This is a genomic window from Teichococcus oryzae, assembly GCF_008386565.1.
Classification (GTDB): domain Bacteria; phylum Pseudomonadota; class Alphaproteobacteria; order Acetobacterales; family Acetobacteraceae; genus Pseudoroseomonas; species Pseudoroseomonas oryzae.
This window is the reverse complement of record NZ_VUKA01000028.1, coordinates 1-18,899: the sequence shown is the minus strand read 5'-3', so window position 1 is coordinate 18,899 and position 18,899 is coordinate 1. Positions and strand designations below refer to the sequence as shown.

The window sequence follows — 18,899 nt, the reverse complement described above, 5'->3', positions numbered from 1 at the left end:
CCAAAGCAGCCCGGAAGGGCTGCTCGTGAAGCCTGGAAGCTCTCCCTTCGAGCGGACCGGTTTCGGGGCTACGGCCACCTCAAGAGGGAAGTTGTGTTCCAGTCGGACCAATTTGCCGGGTCAGGACCAGGCAAGTTGTTTGGCGGGAAGGCGAGTCCGGCCGCATGACTGAGGCTGCAACAGCATCAGGATGATGCTTGGGCGCAGGTCTCCTGCCGCCCAGTCCGGAAGGCCTTGATCTGAGCGCGCCGGTACTCGATAGCCGTCATCAGGTGCCGACGAGGACGGAAATGACCATAGATCATACTGTCTGCCGAGAGGAAATGCTGGGCCTGTCTGGCCGACTTAAACCGCTGCATCTGGCGTTCGCGTCGCCGGGTGGGCTGATGCGAGTTCTCCGCCCGGTTGTTCAGGTGCCGGCTGCTCGATGCGGGACCTCGGGCAGGAGTTCGCGCTGCGCCACGCCGTAGCTCTTCAGCCCATCAGTGATCAACCGGCGTGGCTTGTACTTCATGCCTGCGAGCAGGCGCTTGAAGAACCGCTTGGCGGTACTCCCGTTCCGCCGATCCTGAACCAGGATGTCCAGCACCATGCCGTGCTGGTCCACCGCGTGCCAGAGATAGTGGAGCACGCCATTGATGCGCAGAAACACCTCATCGAGGTGCCAGGTGCACCCGGCTTCGGGCGGCGGCGCCACAGCTTTCCGGCGAACTCCGAGCCGAACTTTCGGCACCAGCTCCGGATGCTCTCGTGGGTGACGGTGATGCCCCGCTCGGAAAGGATCAGTTCCACATCCCGCAGGCTCAGGCTGAACACGTGATACAGCCAGACCGCGTGGCTGATGATCTCGGCGTGGAAGCGGGATCCAGAATAGGTGGCAGGCTCTAATGTCATCCCGCTAGGCTACCCGGCTCAGTCATTCCGACCATTGCCTGTTAAATTGCCAATGCCGCCCGGGTGCCCCACCGACCGCATTCTCAAATAGGCCCGCACGCGAAGGCAGGAGCAGTGGTAACTTACACGCATTTTATTATGTATCTTATTCTACTTATTGGTTATTCCTGCTCGACCAGCTCGGCGGCCCCGGCTAGAAGCGCCCGCACCTGACGCCGCAACTCCCTGACCTCGCGGCTGTGGCCACCGTGAATCGTCTGAGTGGCTTTGATGCGGGCCAGCCCCTCCGCCGTGCGTGGCCCGGTGCTCTTGCCACCATGAAGCCGGCACCTTCCGTTTCGCATGGCAGGCTGCTGACACACACCGCCTGCTCGTGTCCGCGCTCCGCATCGGCAGGCTGCAAACAGGCGCGCGGCTGGTGACATGGGGTTCTGCGCAGGATCCAGGGTCATGCCCCGCCCCCTTCTCGGCTGGTCGACGTCACAGTGCCGACGATGGCCTGCGCACCTTCTTGCACGACAACCCGCTCCACGCGCACTACCTGTGGCCCTTTTCCGCGCTTTCGGTCCAGCGCATCGATCATGTCCGCCACCGCCCGCGACAGGTTGGCCGCATCCTTGCGCAGCTTCGTCGCGACCTCGAAGGGCTGCTCCGGAAGCATGGCCCGGCGCATGCACTCCATCGCGGCCTGATGCAGCGCCACGGCTTGGCCGACCAGCATGCCCTCGACCTCATCCTTGGGGTGGAAACCAGCCATCGCCGCGGCCACGGCACCGCTCTTTCGGAGCTCGGCTTTGGCCCGATCCTCACCTTTGCCGAACCAGGCCGTCGCGATCACGGAGCGCAGCAGATCGTTGTTGAACGTGTCGTTCGTCGATCCGCCCAGCCGCTGCAGATCCGCACTGGCCGGGGGGACGTCGTTGATCCGGCCGTTCGCTCTTTTAATGGATTTCACCGCCACCGGCTCACGGCGGGATAGCTTTGCCTGATCGGCCAGGGGCGCGGCGGGGACGGTATCAGACGACATGTGAAGGGATTCCTTCCTGCAGGCTCGAGCGTGGCTGTGCGGGCGGCTGGGGTCGCTGTGGCGGACCGATAGCGGGCCAAGGCCCGCCAGGCGGGCGCAGCGCCATGACGAGGTGGTGGCGACAGCCACCAGGGTCATCCGGGAGAGTGGCCGGTGCAGCATCCGGGTTGGCCCAGGCGCCGGAAGGGCCTCGTTCGGCCGGCTCAGGGCACAGCGCGGGCGCCAGGTCCGGCGGGTCGGATGGCGGTGGCGGGGCATCCAGCGCGAAAGCGGCCAGCGGACCGATCAGGGCTTCGAGGACAGCCTGTCCCTGCTCGAGCGGAACCAGCGCCCGGGACCAGCGCCCGCGCACCCCCTTCCGGTAACGGGCGGGGGCCAGCGTTTTGAAAGGATCATTCCCCTTATAAAAATTCCTTCTAAGGGAAATGAGCCTTTCAAAATCCGCCAGGTCCCGCTTGGCCGTGCTCTCGGCTGTCCAGAGGTCGCGCCGGGCTGTCACCATGTCGACCGGGGCCAGCGGCAGCGCCTGACCGAACACCGCCGCTTCGGCCGCAGCGGTCGTCACCCGATCCGGCAGGTAGTCCGCCCAGGTTAGGGCTTCCGCCACCGTCACCGGCAGGGCCAGGGCAGCGAGGACTACCACCCGCACCGGGTTCTCGGCCGTCCGCCGGACGCCACGCGCCCGCCCGATGGCCTGCAGGACGGCGGCCTCGCTCACGGACCAGCGGAGCGCCTCGACCAGCGGGTCGGGGTGGCTCGGCTGCCGCGGAATGGCGCGGCCGCTGCCGTCGGCCAGCCGCAGCGCACCGGGGGAGGTCGGCCACCAGCTATCCGGCGCATCGGGCACCACGCCCACGGCGTGGCCGGCGCTCACCTCGGCGCGGCGCTCGCCGTCGAGCCGGTCGGTGGCGGGGCGGCCGATCACCATCACGGTCGCGACCTCCTGCCACTGGTTGCTGCCGGTGACGGCGCCGTGGTGCGCGAGGTGCAGCACCGCGCCGGAGGGAAACCGCCAAGTCGAGGGATCATCCTCTCGGGCGCCTTCCGGCCGCGGATCCTGCACCGCGCCGCGCCGCGCCAGTTCGGGGCGGAGCAAGGCTTCCACACCCTTCTGCAAGATTGCCAACACGGCGCCGTCGGCGCGGGCTAGCTCCACCATTACCGCATCGCACAGGCTCCGGACACGCGCGGGCTGTTGCAGCCAGCGGCGGCCGAACTCCTGATCCCACACCTGCACCACGTGCTGATGCGGGGCGGCCACCTCGATATCGACCACCTTCAGATCCGGCGCCCAATGCCGCAGCACTTCGGGGCGGCCGGTGGCGTCGAGGAACAGCAGCGGCGCTGTCCAGGCCGGGTGAAAATCTTCGCGCCACGCGAAGCGGATGGCCGGGCCGGTGCCCTGACCGCGCCCGAGATCGGCCTCGGGGTCCAAGGTCAAGTTGACGCTGCGCGCGTCACTGCCGTCGAGGAAGTCGCCGATGCGCTCGGCCAGCATCGGGCGGAGCTTGGTGAAGCGCTGCCCGGCGGCCGCGGCGAAGGCGGCCAGGGCCGCCGCGCGGCCGGTCTCCCGGGCAATCCTCACCCTGGGCTTTGTCGCCCATTCTAGGGCGGCCCATTCCCGCGCCCAGCCCGCGCCGGCCGTAGCGGCGATGGCCTCCAAGGGCTTGCGGAACAGCCCGCCCGCCGGCTGGCCGCTCAGCGCGTCGGCCGCCTTGCGCCGGAGATGCAGCAGCAATTCCCGGTCTCCGCCAGCAAGGTTCGGAGTGTCGTCGGAGTGCAGCGCCGAGAGGGCCAATTGCACCGGCGCCAGCGGGTTCAGCCCCACCACCCCAGCGCTGGTGACGTCCTCGTCGATGATGATGGCGGAGGGCGGAACGGGGATCGTCCGGCCGTCGTCCACCGCCACGCGCGGCCAACCGGCGAACGGCGCGGCGAAGCCCGCCTGATGCGGCGCCACCCAAACATCGGCATCGCGGCCCGCCCTGCCTTGCAGCTGATAGGCGCAGCCTGGGCCCAGCGGGCAGGCAGCACACCCGGCTGTGGCGCTCTGCCCGGCGGCCCTGGCAGCGCGCGGCAGCTCCGGATCCTGACACATCGTCTGGCCCGGGCGCGCCGGGTCGGCGGCCTCCATGCCCCGCTGGATAGCCACATTCAGTCCGGGATGGCGCCGGCGAATATCGGCAGCGATCTGGTCGCCCAGGGCGTGGCGCGGGTGCAGGAACAGCACCGGCCCGAGCCCGGCGGCGCGACCAGCCGCACGGAGTTCGGGGAGGGCGCCGATGGCCTCGAAGGTCTTCCCGCCACCGACAGTCACCCGGAGCAGCAGTTCCGGCATCTCGCCGGCGCGGATCCACGCGCTGAAGTCGCGCAGGGCTTCGGCGGCCTGTTGGCGGGCGGTGGCGAGCGAAACGCCCCGGTCGGGGTAGGTCGGCGGGATCGGCTGCGCGGCCGCCGAGGCGGCCGCCTTGGCTTTGGCGTCGCGCTTCTCCTGCTCCCGCCCCGTTGTCCAGGCGATGCGCGCGTCCAAGTTGGCGTCGCTGGCATAGCGGTCGATCTCGCTCGGGCTGCGCCCGCCGGGGTCGGCGGCGAGGATCCGCTCGGTCAGGGCGGCCTTCAGCCACTCGGTGTCCGGATGTGGCCAGTTCGTCGCGACAAACGCTGCGATGGCCCGGTTGATCGGCTCGTGAAAGCCCTCCGGTCCGCCAATTGCCTCCATCCACCCCAGGAAGCCCCGGCCGGCCTCACGGGCGTCTCCGGACTTGTCGGGCTGGCGCGGCGCCACCGCCGGAATGCTGAGCCGCGCAGCGTCACTGTGGCCCTTCACCAGCAGCGTCCGGCGCCCGCTCAGGGGATCGCGCAGGTCGGTGTCGAACACAGGCCCGGCCGTGTAATGCGGCTGCACCGTACGCAGCGTCGCGGGGTCGATGAGCTTGTGCCCGACACGGGCATTGATGGCCTTGGCCCAGCGGTCCAGCGCGGGGCCGTCCACCGCCTGTTCCAGCCAGAACCAGAGATGCGCGCCAACGCCCGCGCCGGGCTTCACCACACCGCGCCAACGTGGCGCCAGGCCGGCGGCTTCCTCGGCTTCGGCTTGCTCCTCCAGACCGGCGCTGGAGCTGAACTGGACGATGGCCGTGACGCCGTCCAGTTCGGGCACGTGCATGGCCACCAGGTCCATGAGGTGCTGCGCCACCTCCTGAGGCGCGGCGATCACGCTCATCCCTGCTGGCAATTTGACCTTGTCGAGATCCAGCATCACCCATGGACGCGGCACGTCATCGAAGTGGCCGCCGTTCTTGCTCCCCCTTCTGTCGGTATCCGCGAGATTGGCAGCGGCGCCCGGCTGGCCACGGATAATGCAGGCGCGGGGGTCGCGCTCGATTCGCTGCAGACGATGATGCAGATCGTGGATGTGGCGGACAGGTGCTTGCTCAACGCGGAAACGCTTGGCGTTCGAATAGTCGCGCTTCACCACCAATCCGTTGGGTGCGATGCCATAGCGCTTGGCCATCAACTGCCGGCCAAGCGGGCGCAGGATCGTCACGGTATTCATCATGCGGCACCGCATTCCTGCAGCCTGCCAATGAGGGTGTGCAGGCCATTGTGCTGCTTCTGCGGCAGCCTCCAGCGCTTGCCGATGCGGTGCTGAAAGCGAACGTCCTGTGCAGTCATCCCATCGCTATGTCGCAGCGCCCGTTGCGCTCCGGCGACGTACGAGAAACACGGCGACGCAGAGGCAGCAGCATGCACCATTGGGCGGGGCGCAGGCGGCGGACTGAGGATCTGTGGCCATGATGGCAGGCCGTGATCCCGCAGCCGGCGCGTGGCATGCCAGGGCGCAGCAGCGCGCTCAGCATCCGGATCGCGGCCGAGCATGCCGCAGATCCAGGGCCGCTTGGTGGCGGGGGCCAGGCTGTTCATCAGGCAGCCTCCACCGGCCGCGTTGGCCATCGCTAGCCACCCCTTGCGGCCGCGCTTCTCCGCCAGCACGGCACGAGGGAGCCTTTCGGCGTCAAGCGCCTGGAGAAGGAATATCCGTGTGGCCGGCGCCGTGGCCGGAGCTAGACGTCGTGTCGTCATTGCTGCCTCCTTTCGGGAGCAGCGACCAAGCCTTTGAAGTGCGGACGAACAGCCTCATTCAGGCCTCGATCAGCCCTGAAGCTGCTCGTAGCCTGTTGTCCGGTCCGCTGACCGGTGGCGGGCTGCCGCGCTTCTCGGGCTAGGTCGCCACCGCGTTGGAGGACAGGGCAGCCCGCTGGGCGCGGGACGGCTTCACAGCCGATGGCAGCATCAGCCCCAGGGCGGCCGCAAGAGCCCGCAGCTTCGTCTCCTGCTCCAGGACGTACAGGCGGCCGCCGATCCGGACGACAAGGTCCGGGTTCTGGGCAACGACGGTGCGGACACGGCGCAGCCGCACGGTGGCTCGCGCCACCGGGTCGACCTCAGAACCAGCGAGTTTCAGGACAGCGGCCGGAACGTCCGGCAGCCCAATCAGACCCTCAAGGCGTCGCATGGACGGTGGTCCTTTCTCAATCGTATGGAAAGGGCCAGCCGCGCATCAGCGAAAGGGATTGCTGGAACGTCCCAATCTCCCTATTTTCCGGGGTGTTCAGTAGTGCCCGGTCGCTGGTTGGCGGCTGGTTAGTCAACGCAGAAGCCCCGGACCCGGCCAGGTCCGGGGCTTCGTCGTTCTGGCTTGCACTCGTAGGGCCTTCGGGCGGGGCGCCGGCCAGCGCTCCTCCCTCAGGCGGTGGTCCACTGCCGCCCTGCTTCGCCATCGTCTCGGCCAGCAGGTCGGCAGCGATGAAGACGATCTCGATCTCCATCTTCATCTCGATCCGGGCGGACAAGCGGGGGCGCTCGGGGGCGAGCGGGTCGCGAGACGGGGGGCCGTACTGGTCCGATCCCCATGTCTTGTCACTGATCAGAAAGGGGAGCAGGGCCGTCAGGCTTCCAGCGTCGAGGCGGATGAAGAGATTCTTCTCCTTCATCGCCTGGCGGAGAGCTTGCCGCGCGTCCGAGGTCTGCTCGGCCAAAAGATGAATTTGAGTTGCCAGAGCCACGCCCAGCGACACATCCGTGACGCGCTCCGGCATCAGCTGGAGGATTTCCATCTCCCCGTTCTCGTCTCGGTCACCAGTGTGAAGCACGCTCGAGGTTTGCTTGACCTCTGCCAGAGATTCCACCAGGGACGGGGCATCGATCGGCAGGATGGCCCCCAAGCCGATGATGGCGGCAGCATAGTGCCAGGCTCCCCAAGCCAAATCACTTTTGGGGTGCCGCCCACGGCCGCCGCGCGGGACCAGGCCGCTTTCGCCAAGATAACGGATGACGGCCTCCGCCCGCGCTGCCAGGAAACCGGCTTCGACCAGAGCGTTGCGGAATTCGGGGCCTCCGTTCATGGAAGCCAACTTAGGGGAGATCTGGACCATTCGTCCAGCAGTAATTGGGACGGGCCCGATTAAAAGTAATCTTGGAGGGGCTCTCGTGCATGATAATCCGCGCTTACCGGATGATTTATTATGTTGCCGGCTTTCACGATCTTGAACCTCGTTGCATCCATACAACCAGAGAATTTTCCAGAGCCATTCGGTCACGCTAAGATGTGCTGCGGTGCTCGTAGATTGTACAGCGTAGGCGGTTCCGGGTGCCGACAGTCCAGCAATCCCCCTGCCTGCCCTTCTTCAACTAACGACTGTGTCTTTACCACTCACTCATGCTGGCACCTGCCACAACGTGTCCAGCACCACCAGCGTGTCAGGTTGCGCCGGCATCAGACGCTTAGTGGATCTTTCCTGCTACTGATCGAAGACTGCATCTGCTTGCCGTGTCGGTAGAGTCCAAACGTTAGGAGAGTCCAAGCAGCTTAGGCACTGCGGGCCGGGAGGGATGCAGGATCAATCCTTCCCCTTCAGCCTCCACCTTCGCCTCTGGATAGACCGCCAGTGCCAGCGACAAGGCGTCAATGAAGGTCGGCTTCATCTGCCGCACATGCTTGAAGCCGGCGCCGAACTGCGTGTGAATGGATAGCCATGAGATCGGCGTAGGCTTGGCAAGAACATGCAGCCGATAGGCTAGCCAGATGTAGATGTCGATGGCCATGGATCGGGTGCCGATCACCCGAATGGCCTCTTCCCGGACCGGTACCGGATGCTCTCGGAGAGAGCGAAGGAAGCCATCGTCTAGGCGGACCTTCTCCTGCCAGTGGCTGGGTTGGTCGGGATCGGAGAGGCCCGCCATGGAAATGCCGCTAGCCACAAAGGCCCCGTTCTCGAACTGCCGTGCACCGGGCCGGTCGAAGTAGAAAGTCAGTCGGCAGGCGGAGATGCGTCGCGCTTGCTCTGCAACGATCTGGTAGGTACGCCCCCCGATCGGGATGGACATCCTCGATAGCCAAGCATTCATGGAGCGCCCTAGCTCAACTTCTGGGCTGCTTGTCCGAATAGCCTCCGTTTGAAGGTAGAGCAGAATCAGTCGTGCGATAGAGCCATAAGGAACGCCGATGGGGACCCCTTCCTCATCATGACCCGAGGCCACCAGCAGCGTGGTCTGTGGAGTGGCCCTGCGCCAGACAGGCTCTTCAATGCGTTTGTGTGGTAAGCTGGTCATGGCAAAGCCAGCGTGGGTAATCCCGAGGCGGGCTTCTTCTTCGGCAAGGATCGCCGCTGCAGCGTCCACGGCCTGGCGCTGCGCTTTCGAACCTGCTCGCGCTCGAGCTTCTTCAACTCCATGCTCTGCGATTAGGCTGTGAAGATCACCCATTCCGCATCATTGCCTGGATCGATCCACATGAGAGCCTTGGACTTTACTGACGCAGGCTATTTGAAGGTTATTAGATTCTAACTATTAGATTCGTCGGTAGAGTCCAGGGGATAAAGGCCTTTTTGTCAGGAGAGTCCAAGCTCCTGTCAGTAGAGTCCAAAGCCCTTACCCTGCCGCTTGTGAGCAAGTAGGATAGTGTCAGTAGAGTCCAAACCCTCCGAATCGGACAGAGCGTTTGAGCCAAGATAAAGTCCATGCACTTATAAGATCATAGGTGTATGCGTTCATACACCTATGATCTTACCCTTTCCCTTCTTCACAAATAGCAGGTTCAAGGCCTCTTCAAGAAGGGCTTGAGTGGTGGTGTCCTCCTCCACGGCTAGCAACTTCATCTGGCGAACCACAGCTGGGTCAAAGTGCCCGCCCAAGAAGCGTCGGCCGTCTCGAGAAGGGCGATAGAACTTCGTGGAAGCCTCCGCCTCCGGGGGTGTAGGCCCTTTCAGGGCAGGGTGAGACTTCGCTGGGGGCTTTGATCTCTCCTCAGTCTTTAACTCAGCGGGGGCGGCAGCCTCCCTGGCAAGGATGGCCTGGAGCGAGTTCGGGCGATTCATTCCGCAACCTCCTGTGCCGGCGCGTACAGGTTCATACACACATACACGTATAGACGTTGGAGTTCATCCGCGGCTTTTCCAGCCGGCTCCAGTTCCATGGCTGCTAAGCCTGTCTGCTGCGCGCGGGAGTAGGCGATGCGACTATGGATACGAACCGGTGCCAGAGTGGCGCCTAGCTTCAGGATGGCATCCTCAGTGTCGGGAACCTCGCGGCCCTGAACCGGGCAGAACGTTACCACCACGGCAGAAGGCTTTGGCGGCTCAGTCGCCCGCTTTACCAGCTTGAAGGTCTCCGTCGCGGCCATGACGTCCAGAACGGCAGGCTTAGTTGGAATCAGGATGAAGTCCGCATGTTCGGCCGCCTGGAAGGCCGTGTCTTTGGCGATCGGCGGGGTGTCGATTACCACTAGGTCGGTCCCAGCCTCAGCGGCAGCCTTCAGCATGTGAGCTAGCCGGACCGGCTGGACCGAGACCACAGCCGGCGCCTCCGCCTCTCGCATGTCGCGCCAGAAGGTTGCGCTCGCCTGGGGGTCAACATCAAAGACGGCAACCGACTTCCCGTCGTTCTGAGCTGCCACGGCTAGGGCCGTCGCCAGGGTGGTTTTACCAACACCACCCTTCTGGCTGATGATCGCGATGGTCTTCATGCCCGAGTCCATAGGTGCATAATAGCAAATGTGTATGCACCTATGATGGCATACACGCATACGGGTTTAAATCAGGAACACAGGGCGAGGCGTGGTCTCCTATACACGCAGGGTCACATGAATGTATTAGTGTATGCGTGCATACACATATGGTCGTATGTTGCCATAGGAGCTCCCGGAGGGAGGGACTACCTGCCCTTCCGCTCTTCTAAGCTCGACTTTGGCCATCTAAGGCGGGCGTAGGCGGCGAGGCAGGTGACTGGCTAGGCTGGCGTGTCCCCGTCAAGAGACGCCGCCATGCTTCACCTGCCATCCCGCTTCGCCGCGGTGATCCTGAGCTTTGCGCCGCTGTTTTTCCAGCGCAGCTGGCAGCACGCGGAGGTGCTGCTGATCGGGGCTATCCTGGCGCCCGGCAAACGTACGGTGACCAGCCTGTTGCAGATCAGCGGGCTCGCGCAGGAGCGGCGCTTCGTGAACTATCATCGGGTGCTCAACCGGGCGGTCTGGAGCCCCCGGGCAGCATCGCGTCTTCTGCTGGCGCAGCTGATCGCGACCTTCGCACCGGACGGGCCGGTCGTCCTGGGCATCGACGACACGATTGAGCGCCGCCGCGGCAAGCGGATTGCAGCGATGGGCATCTACCGTGACCCGGTGCGCTCCAGCCACGGCCACTTCGTGAAGGCTTCTGGCTTGCGTTGGATCAGCCTGATGCTCTTGGCACCTGTTCCCTGGGCCGGTCGGGTTTGGGCGCTGCCTTTCCTGTCCGCGCTGGCGCCCTCGGAGCGGTACTGCCGCGAACGGGGGCAGCGGCACAAGAAGCTCACCGACTGGGCCCGCCAACTCATTCTGCAGACACGCCGATGGCTTCCAGGGCGCGACATCGTGCTGGTCGGCGACAGCGGCTTTGCGGCCCTGGAACTGTTGGCTGTCCTGACCCGGCACAGGATCACCGGGATCACGCGCCCGCGGCTCGACGCGGCCCTCTATGACCCGGCGCCACCCCGGCTGCCCGGCACCAACGGCCGGCCCCGTACCAAAGGGACACGACGGCCCAACCTGTCGGAGGTGCTGGTCGAAACCGATACGCGCTGGCAGCGCGTGGTGGTCCCCGGCTGGTCCGGTGAGGGGGAGCGGAGCGTAGAGATCTGCTCGGCCACTGCCGTATGGCGTCATGGCGGAATGCCCATCGTGCCGATCCGCTGGGTCCTGGTCCGCGATCCTCATCGCCGGTTCCAGCCGCAGGCCCTGCTGTGCACTGATCCTGATCGGACGCCCGAGCAGATCCTGTGTTGGTTCATCCAGCGCTGGCAGCTGGAGGTGACCTTTCAGGAGACCAGGGTGCATCTCGGTGTCGAAACCCAGCGGCAGTGGTCGGACCTCGCCATCGCCCGCACAACACCATGCCTGCTTGGGCTATTCTCGCTCGTCACCCTCCTGGCCGCCCAGCTCAGAACCTCAGACCGCAAAGCCGCAGCGAGCAGCGCCTGGTACCGCAAGGAACGCCCGACCTTCAGCGACACCCTCGCCGCCGTGCGACGTCACATCTGGTGCGAGCAAGGTTTCCTCACATCTTGGCACGGAGGTCACGGCGCAAAACCTCGGCGAGCGCTCCAGCACGCCTGGGCTTACGCCCTCTGTCACGCCGCCTGATGGCCAAAGTCGAGCTAAGTGCTCAGCCAGAGGCTACCTGTGAGTGACCCGGCCGAGGAGCGCTAGAACGCTAGCAGTGACCTGTCCCCGCATGCGGTGCAAACCTCAGCGGCCAGGGGATCTGAAGGAGGAGCGCGCGCCCCCATTTCGACCGGACAGGTGGCATAACCGGACATCTAGGTGCAAGCCTAGACATCCGCCTATGTCCAATCCGATTGAGCGCGTCGAAATCATCACCGGCCGCGAACGTCGCAGGCGCTACAGTGCTGCGGAGAAGGTCCGGCTGGTCGAGGAAACCACGCAGCCCGGCATGACGGTCTCGGCCGTCGCCCGGCTGCACGGGGTCTCCCCCCAGCCTGTTGTTCGGGTGGAGGCGTCGCATGCCCGAGGGTGGCCTGGAGGCAGTCCGGGCGGACGACGACGTGGTCTCCGCCAGCCGCGTCCGTGAGCTTGAGGCCAAGATCCGGGACCTGGAGCGGCTGCTCGGACAAAAAACGATGGAGGCCGAGATCCTCTGGGAGGCGTTGGATGCCACCCGGGGAAAAAAGCCCGGTTGGCGGCTGCCGTTGCTGCCTCCGGTCGGTTCCCGGTGAAGGCTGTGGCCGACACTCTCGGGGTCGCAAGATCCAACCTGATCGAACAGCTGAAGGGTTCAGGACGCCGCCGCGGTCCTTATGAGACCTGTGTGCGGAAGGGCTGGAATCCGCTGATCTGCTGTGATTCGATGGGGCTCCAGGACGGCTGCGAGGAGTGCCTCGGATGTCACGTCGGCGGATTGGCCAGGAAGCGCTCATCCTCACGCCTGATCAGCAGGGCAGGCGATCTTCTTTGGACGATGTGGCGGGACTAATCGACTGGGCGCCGGTTGAGAGCCGCCTGGAGAGCGTTCATGCCGCGGCAAAAGGCAAGCCAGCCTGGCCGCCCTTGGCCTTGTTCAAGGCGATGCTGATCGCAGTCTGGTACGACCTCTCTGACGTGAAGCTCGCAGAGGCTCTCGATGACAGGGCTTCATTCCGGCGGTTCTGCGGCTTCTCCGCGCAGGAGCCGACGCCGGAGTGCACGGCCTTCGTGCGCCTTCGCCGCGAGTTGGTGAGCCAAGGCCTGGATCATGTGCTGTTCGAAGCAGTGACCGCTCAGCTCCGGGCCAAAGCCGTGAGCGTCAAAACAGGCACGCTGATCGATGCAACGATCATCGCCTCCGCGAGCCACGCAGATGGAGAGGCAGCCTGGGCAGGTCATCAGAAGCGCAAAGCCATTCACGGCTTCAAGGCCCATGTCAGCGCCGATGCGGAGACCGCGCTTGTCGAGGTGCTCGCGGTGACGCCAGGCAATGTCCATGACGGCCGCGCCGGAGGCGCGGCCCTGCCGGAGAACCCTGGTGAGGTTCATGCCGACAGCGCCTACCGAGGCGAGGTCTTCGGCGCGGCGCTGCGGGCCAGGGGCGGCACGCCCCGGATTGTCGCACGGGCATGTGGGGGCGCCCTGGTGACGATACCTTGCGCAAGCTCCGGCGCTGGAACTACGACATCCAGCGCGTCCGCTGCCGGATTGAGAAGATCTTCGGCACCTGGAAGCGCAGCTACGGGCTGCGTCGCATGCGATGGCGAGGCTTGGCCAAGGCCAGTCTCCAAGTCTGCCTCACTGCCATGGCCTACAATCTCAAGCGAACAGCAAGCATTCTTGGAACGGCTGCGGCCTGAGATGGCCATTCAAGGCTCATCATCAGGTCAGACAGCCACTCCTTTCCGGCGGAAAGAAGCAGCGGCCGTACATTCAACCACTCGAGGGTACAAAACCCTTCCGCGCACAGGTCTCATCAGTAGTCGCGTGCCGACAATATCCTTCTGCGGAGACAGCGCGGAGCTGTGTCTGAGCATCAAATTTATATGATTGCGAAACGGAAGCTACGTTATCGCTAGAAAAATAGTTTCTTTTATGTAATGATCGTCGAGACAAGCACGTGAGAGGCGGAAGTCACATGCATTCAGCCAGTCTTACTAATGCCGGTGAGTGGCTGAGCATAGTTCCAGGAATAGAGCGTATATGGTCTCTCACTAATGGTGAGGCTGACATCAAGATAGCAATTCTGGACGGGCCGGTTGACTCAACTGTAATCTCTTCCAACAAACTCGCTCCAGCCGGAGCGATTCACCACGGTACCCTTGTTGCCTCAGTTCTTGCTGGCTCGCTCGGCGGTGAGGTCGTAGGAATCGCTCCTGGCTGCACCATCATCCCTATCGAGATCTTTAGAGATGCGAAGGATGGAGTGACAGCCTGCACACAAGACGCGCTTGCGCAGGCCATTTTTAAAGCAACCTCCAGCGGCGCCAACATCATCAATATTAGCGCAGCTCAACAAGGAGACTCACTGGAGGTTTCTGCCTCTCTGAGCGGAGCAATCACAGACGCCCTTCGACAAGACGTGTTTGTTGTGGCGGCTGCAGGGAATCACGGGTGCGCTTGCGATGTGATACCCGCCTCAATGCCGGGTGTGCTCGCCGTGGGAGCGCATGATGGAGAAGGTGTGCCATTGCCAATGAGCAATTGGGGACCGAGTCTCCGGTCGGGCGGCCTCTTGGCGCCGGGATTCAATATCCCAGGCGCCTGTGTTGGAGGTGGGCTATGCAAGGCAACTGGAACAAGTTTCGCGTCTGCGCTCGTGGCAGGTGTCGCTGGTCTCCTCATGAGCGCCGACATGCGGCGGGGTGTTCGCCCAAGCGGTAGGCGAATCAAGCAAGTCCTTCTTGACTCGTGCGACCGCTGCTTGCCCGAGGCGGAAGAGCTATGCGGAAAATTTCTTGCAGGCACTCTGAATGTCGCCCGCGCAGCAGATGTTCTCCTCAATTCCCTAGAACTTAGCTTCAGATCGGAGGAACCGATGTCCAGCACTACCACGCCGCCGGCTCAAGAAGAGATTTACTCGCGCAAAAACGAGGAACTGCTCCAGAGAAACCGCGAGCTTGGCCTTTGCACAACTGAGCAGCGGTCGCACGTGGTGGCGACTACTGGACTACTCCCCGCAGATTGCGGATGTGGAGGAAAAAATAGCAGTAAATGCAGCTGCGATAGCAAGCCTACTAAGCCGCAGCTCGTTTATGCTATCGGTCGCCTCGGGATCAGCTTCACGACCCAAGCGCGCCGGGATTCAGTCTGGCGAACTGTAAATGGCAACCGACAAGGCGATTTGAAATCACTTACCGATGAAGCCTTGCTAGGTTTATTTCGGGAGCGCCCATTCGAAGCTCAAGCGGTTGCATGGACCCTGAGCCGCACAGAAGTTCCAATGTACGTAATAATGCCGTCCGGTCCGTTCGCTGCCGACACCTATAAATGGCTCGTAGATGAATGGGGAGATAAAGATGTCGAATTGGTATCAATTCCAGGTGTAATCGCAGGAAGAATATCTCTTTACGACGGCATGAACGTCGATGTGATCGTTCCTGACCTGCGCGGAATGTATAGCTGGGAGAATACTCGCTATACTGATCAGCTGATTAAGAGCCGGCAGGCGTTGATGCCAGACCTTAAAGAAGATCAAGCTCGGCAGGAAATTAATCGATTCCTTGGAAAAATTTTCTTCCGACTTCGAAATATGGGGCTTTCTCCGGGTGACAGGGCACTAAACGCGGCCGCAACGAACGCCTTCAATATTAGCGATGTTATTGTTGAAGCGGGACGAGAGGGGTTAACTCTTAGAGACGTTTCTGTTGAGAGGAGCCCTCTGAGTCGCCCCGGAAGCGACTACTACGATGTCCTGGTCACCTTTTTCGACCCGCGCCGTCGAATTGAAACTGCTCCCCTTCTGGCGCGCTTTACGATCGATGTCAGTGATACCGTTCCCGTAATGATTGGCGAACCGGTCAGCTGGTACGAATATTAACCTGAATCGATCCCATAGAAGGAGTGTTCTCCAATGAGAATGCCAAATGCGAGATCTGCGTGAATCTTCCTGTCATTGGGAGGCAATGTCACTGCGCTCTCGAGGCTCCATTCCGCTAGATAACCCTTAAGCCACATATACAAAACAGGAGAAGCTAAATGAAAATTCCTCAGGCTTTACCGACGAGGCCTCGCTTTTCTGACATGCCGGTTTACGCGTATAATTCGACGGCTGAAGGGGTTCGGCCTCAGTGGCCGGACTTCGGAGTTGGCGCGGCCATAATTGCCGCAAAGTGCTCGGCCGATTGCAGCAAGAAATCCGGATTTGGCGCTTGTTTCGCTCGCTGTGTAGCCACCGGAGGTATGGAGGTTTGTGACAGCGGAATCTGCCACTAGTTAAGCCGTGCTCAGGAACATGGTAGTAGGGAGGTGATTTCCGAGCACTCCCTACTACTCCTAATTTTCCTCCTGCTGCTGTGGCCTTGTAGAAGACGACAAATTAATGGGTTGGATAATAGGAGTCCTGAGACGTCTTCGTTATTTCCGAGACGGTAATGCTGTTGGGAGGTTTGGATGCAAATGCCGGTATTCTTACCCACTGTGCTTCACGGATCATCAGCTTCTCGCTCATTGTCAGAACGCTCTCTAGTCAACAGACCAGAGGCCCGGCTGACAATGCAGGGCTGTAGCGGCGAGAAGCTAAAGGAATGTGCTCCATGGCTGGCGGGTTATGCCGCATGCATAGCTCTACAAGGTGGTGGACCTTGGGCGCCAATCACCTGCCTGCCGCTCGTAGTCGCCGGCTGTAGAGAATGCCTAGGCTAGGTTCTTGCTCGCACAGGGGAGGCGTCGAGCTAATCGCCGCCCGCGGGTGCGGACGGAACTTCAAGCGGGAATGGACAACTGAGCCCATTCTTCCGGCTTGAACGGCGCCGCAATCTTGTCCTTGGAAGCTACGTAATTACAGAGACCAACATGCTTCAGGGCACGCGGCGACGCTACGTCGCCGAATGGGATGGAAGCTGATGCGCCTATTGGAGGCCATGTTCCTTCTATTCAAGCTTTGGAGGCCTCTTTTTATTGCGGCCGTTTTTGTGGCATTTGGCGGCTGCGCAGCAAATTTCTACACCGAGTTTGCCGCAGGAATCCCTGTCTTGAAAGCGCCACCGCCCGCTGCTCCGGTTCCACTTTCTGTCGCCTCGTCCTTGCAGTTCCAGGCACCCGAAGTTAAGCAGCTAAAATGGGCCAAGGGCGTTTGCAAAGCACACAGCTCCGGTCCAGAATACGTAGGGCCCTGTAGTGCGGCTGCTAAAGCAGGAGCACTGTACTTCGGCGTAAGTCTTTTACTGTTTGCTTTCTCGAGTGCGGCTGTATACATGTTCGGGACGGTCGTTTGCAGGTGCTGGCGCATTAGTAGAGCCGCAGCCATCATCCCCAGCATGGGATGGGCAGCAGTCGCTGTCATATTGGGTTTCTGGTTTTACTCGGGTGAGCATCTTTATGAAGATCTTGCCCACGGTGTTCTGAACAAGACGCTCCTTCAGGTAGCACCAGAGTATGTTACAATTAGCGTCAATGCCGCATATTTTCTTATCGCTGTTGGAAGTGCTTCATTTGCCTTAGGCTGCATGCTCGCTTCGTTCTTTGCTCGAACTGGTATGGCATGGAACGGAAGGGATGCTAAATCTGAACATAATTTACCGGTTAGCCAAGCTGTTGCAGAGCTGGGCCGTGACATGGCAAGCCTTCGAAGCTTCGCTACAGTGGGCACATTGATCCTTGTAACCGGGGTAACAAATATCTCGCTGTATTTTGACTGGGCAGACCCTTTGATCGCTCTAGGGCGGGACTCCTACCAAGCTCTAACGGATGGGATCGTGGCTATCTACGGCGTGACCTTCTCGGCCGCCCTTTCCGTTATTTTCTATGGGAGTTTCAATGCAATTATCGGAGCCGCAGAGTGTTACGCCAGATCTCAAGAGGGAATGGACCGGGAGCAAATTGATAAGTTGCTGGCTAAAAACGGTATAACGAAGACAACGCCAGAAATTCTCGGCTATGCATTTGCCACTGCGGCCCCATTGGTTGCGGGCATTTTTACGGGCGGTTTGCCGAGGCTTCTCGGCCTGTGATTGCGTCGAAAATATTTAGTCCCAAAGCATAGTAGTACGCTTGGCCGCCATACTGCGACGGATGCGCTATGAGCGAGGTTTCTTATGGCTGCGCCCGTACGACAGAGCCAACTAGCTGTCCGGTTGTGAGACCTTCTTGGCGTCCTCAGCAATGAGGCGTGCGCAGGCGATGTCCTCTGGTCCGGTGTCCGGCGTCAGCACCCTTGAGACAGATAAGCGGAGTTGAGGATCGAAGGATTTCTGGCTCATCGTAATCCCCAGGAGAGTGCAGATGAGCCAGAAATCCTCCGCCCCCGCTACCAAGCCGCCCACAGAGAAGGTGGTGCGAGACATCCGCCGCGCGACCCGCAAGCACCATTCGGCCGAGGACAAGATCCGCATTGTGCTGGAAGGCCTGCGCGGCGAGGAGAGCATCGCCGCCTTGTGCCGCCGCGAAGCCATCGCCGAGAGCCTGTACTACGCCTGGTCGAAGGAATTCCTTGAAGCCGGCAAGCGCCGCCTGGCGGGCGATACGGCCCGTGCCGCCACCGCCGACGAGGTCAAGGAGCTCCGCCAGGAAGCCCGCACACTGAAAGAGGTCGTGGCCGAACAGGCACTCGAGCTGCGTTTGCTGAAAAAAAGCATGATCGCGGCTGGGGACGACCGCATATGAGGTATCCGGCCCACGAGAAGCTGGAGATCATCCGTCTGGTCGAGCAGTCGCACTTGCCGGTGCGGCGCACGCTGCGCCAGTTGGGCGTGCCGCCAGCTACCTTCTATCGCTGGTACGACCGCTTCCAGAGCGGCGGCCCGGAAGCCTTGGCCGACCGGTCACCACGGTCCGATCGGGTGTGGAATCGCATCCCGGATCCGACACGCGAGAAGATCGTCGATCTGGCGCTGGCTGAACCCGAGCTATCGCCGCGCCGTGCGCTTCACCGAGCGCGAGCGCTACTTTGTCTCGGAAGCCTCGGTCTACCGCCTGCTCAAAGCGCACGACCTGATCACCAGCCCGGCCTTCATCGTGGTCAAGGCGGCGGACGAGTTCCATAGCAAGACCACGGCGCCCAACCAACTCTGGCAGACCGACTTCACCTACCTGAAAGAAACCGGCTGGGGCTGGTTCTATCTCTCCACCGTGCTCGACGACTTCTCGCGCTACGTCATCGCCTGGAAGCTCTGCACCGGTGACCTTCCCCCGTGAACTCGGCCCACGTGGAGTGAGAGATGACCCTAGACTGGCCGTAGCCCCGAAACCGGTCCGCTCGAAGGGAGAGCTTCCAGGCTTCACGAGCAGCCCTTCCGGGCTGCTTTG

General features: G+C 62.3%; 13 protein-coding genes and 3 pseudogenes. 6 read left to right on the top strand and 10 right to left on the bottom strand.

Annotation, left to right across the window (positions count from 1 at the left end; all coding sequences use genetic code 11):
- Positions 1-185: 185 nt before the first annotated feature.
- The 10 genes and pseudogenes from F0Q34_RS20220 to F0Q34_RS20175 form a co-directional block, all read right to left on the bottom strand.
- Positions 186-894, bottom strand: a pseudogene (locus F0Q34_RS20220) (IS6 family transposase).
- 161 nt (positions 895-1,055) lie between these two features.
- Complete coding sequence (locus F0Q34_RS22570) at positions 1,056-1,319, bottom strand: HGGxSTG domain-containing protein (RefSeq protein WP_277755316.1); 264 nt, start codon at positions 1,317-1,319, stop codon at positions 1,056-1,058.
- Between the two features lie 23 nt (positions 1,320-1,342).
- Complete coding sequence (locus tag F0Q34_RS20210) at positions 1,343-1,921, bottom strand: hypothetical protein (RefSeq protein WP_149814165.1); 579 nt, start codon at positions 1,919-1,921, stop codon at positions 1,343-1,345.
- Positions 1,911-5,480: a hypothetical protein gene (locus F0Q34_RS20205; protein ID WP_149814163.1), complete on the bottom strand. Its 3,570-nt coding sequence runs from the start codon at positions 5,478-5,480 to the stop codon at positions 1,911-1,913. Before F0Q34_RS20205 ends, F0Q34_RS20210 begins: the two co-directional genes overlap by 11 nt.
- Positions 5,477-6,004, bottom strand: a complete 528-nt coding sequence (locus F0Q34_RS20200) for a hypothetical protein (protein ID WP_149814161.1) — start codon at positions 6,002-6,004, stop codon at positions 5,477-5,479. Before F0Q34_RS20200 ends, F0Q34_RS20205 begins: the two co-directional genes overlap by 4 nt.
- Before the next feature lie 139 nt (positions 6,005-6,143).
- Entirely contained in the window at positions 6,144-6,356 is a 213-nt protein-coding gene (locus tag F0Q34_RS20195) for a hypothetical protein (protein ID WP_149814159.1), read from the bottom strand.
- Between the two features lie 97 nt (positions 6,357-6,453).
- Positions 6,454-7,356 (bottom strand): hypothetical protein, encoded by a 903-nt coding sequence (locus F0Q34_RS20190; protein ID WP_149814157.1) that lies wholly within the window; start codon positions 7,354-7,356, stop codon positions 6,454-6,456.
- A gap of 415 nt (positions 7,357-7,771) precedes the next feature.
- Entirely contained in the window at positions 7,772-8,686 is a 915-nt protein-coding gene (locus tag F0Q34_RS20185; RefSeq protein ID WP_149814155.1) for a replication protein RepA, read from the bottom strand.
- A 284-nt stretch (positions 8,687-8,970) separates the two neighbouring features.
- The gene (locus tag F0Q34_RS20180) at positions 8,971-9,297 is read right to left on the bottom strand and encodes a ribbon-helix-helix domain-containing protein (protein WP_149814154.1); all 327 of its coding nucleotides are present in this window, start codon (positions 9,295-9,297) and stop codon (positions 8,971-8,973) included.
- A complete protein-coding gene (locus F0Q34_RS20175; protein WP_149814152.1) occupies positions 9,294-9,944 on the bottom strand; it encodes an AAA family ATPase in 651 nt (216 codons plus the stop codon). Before F0Q34_RS20175 ends, F0Q34_RS20180 begins: the two co-directional genes overlap by 4 nt.
- A 297-nt stretch (positions 9,945-10,241) precedes the next feature.
- Here F0Q34_RS20175 and F0Q34_RS20170 point away from each other — a divergent pair, with 297 nt between their 5' ends.
- The 6 genes and pseudogenes from F0Q34_RS20170 to F0Q34_RS20140 form a co-directional block, all read left to right on the top strand.
- Complete coding sequence (locus tag F0Q34_RS20170; RefSeq protein ID WP_149814151.1) at positions 10,242-11,594, top strand: IS701 family transposase; 1,353 nt, start codon at positions 10,242-10,244, stop codon at positions 11,592-11,594.
- A gap of 202 nt (positions 11,595-11,796) precedes the next feature.
- A pseudogene (locus F0Q34_RS22395) lies at positions 11,797-12,267 on the top strand (transposase); the annotation flags it as partial.
- Between the two features lie 86 nt (positions 12,268-12,353).
- On the top strand, positions 12,354-13,484 hold the full coding sequence (locus F0Q34_RS22745) for an IS5 family transposase (protein WP_456316253.1): 1,131 nt from the start codon (positions 12,354-12,356) through the stop codon (positions 13,482-13,484).
- Between the two features lie 88 nt (positions 13,485-13,572).
- On the top strand, positions 13,573-15,474 hold the full coding sequence (locus F0Q34_RS20150; protein ID WP_149814145.1) for a PatA/PatG family cyanobactin maturation protease: 1,902 nt from the start codon (positions 13,573-13,575) through the stop codon (positions 15,472-15,474).
- Between the two features lie 1,024 nt (positions 15,475-16,498).
- Positions 16,499-17,605 (top strand): hypothetical protein, encoded by a 1,107-nt coding sequence (locus F0Q34_RS20145; protein ID WP_149814144.1) that lies wholly within the window; start codon positions 16,499-16,501, stop codon positions 17,603-17,605.
- 271 nt (positions 17,606-17,876) lie between these two features.
- Positions 17,877-18,770: pseudogene (locus F0Q34_RS20140) on the top strand (transposase); the annotation flags it as partial.
- Between the last annotated feature and the right edge of the window lie 129 nt (positions 18,771-18,899).

Excerpts from the sequence above, each read along its gene's own strand:
- F0Q34_RS22570 (WP_277755316.1), bottom strand. The coding sequence starts at position 1,319 with ATGTCACCAGCCGCGCGCCTGTTTGCAGCCTGCCGATGCGGAGCGCGG.
- F0Q34_RS20210 (WP_149814165.1), bottom strand. The coding sequence starts at position 1,921 with ATGTCGTCTGATACCGTCCCCGCCGCGCCCCTGGCCGATCAGGCAAAG.
- F0Q34_RS20205 (WP_149814163.1), bottom strand. The coding sequence starts at position 5,480 with ATGATGAATACCGTGACGATCCTGCGCCCGCTTGGCCGGCAGTTGATG.
- F0Q34_RS20200 (WP_149814161.1), bottom strand. The coding sequence starts at position 6,004 with ATGACGACACGACGTCTAGCTCCGGCCACGGCGCCGGCCACACGGATA.
- F0Q34_RS20190 (WP_149814157.1), bottom strand. The coding sequence starts at position 7,356 with ATGGTCCAGATCTCCCCTAAGTTGGCTTCCATGAACGGAGGCCCCGAA.
- F0Q34_RS20185 (WP_149814155.1), bottom strand. The coding sequence starts at position 8,686 with ATGGGTGATCTTCACAGCCTAATCGCAGAGCATGGAGTTGAAGAAGCT.
- F0Q34_RS20180 (WP_149814154.1), bottom strand. The coding sequence starts at position 9,297 with ATGAATCGCCCGAACTCGCTCCAGGCCATCCTTGCCAGGGAGGCTGCC.
- F0Q34_RS20175 (WP_149814152.1), bottom strand. The coding sequence starts at position 9,944 with ATGAAGACCATCGCGATCATCAGCCAGAAGGGTGGTGTTGGTAAAACC.
- F0Q34_RS20170 (WP_149814151.1), top strand. The coding sequence starts at position 10,242 with ATGCTTCACCTGCCATCCCGCTTCGCCGCGGTGATCCTGAGCTTTGCG.
- F0Q34_RS22745 (WP_456316253.1), top strand. The coding sequence starts at position 12,354 with ATGTCACGTCGGCGGATTGGCCAGGAAGCGCTCATCCTCACGCCTGAT.
- F0Q34_RS20150 (WP_149814145.1), top strand. The coding sequence starts at position 13,573 with ATGCATTCAGCCAGTCTTACTAATGCCGGTGAGTGGCTGAGCATAGTT.
- F0Q34_RS20145 (WP_149814144.1), top strand. The coding sequence starts at position 16,499 with ATGCGCCTATTGGAGGCCATGTTCCTTCTATTCAAGCTTTGGAGGCCT.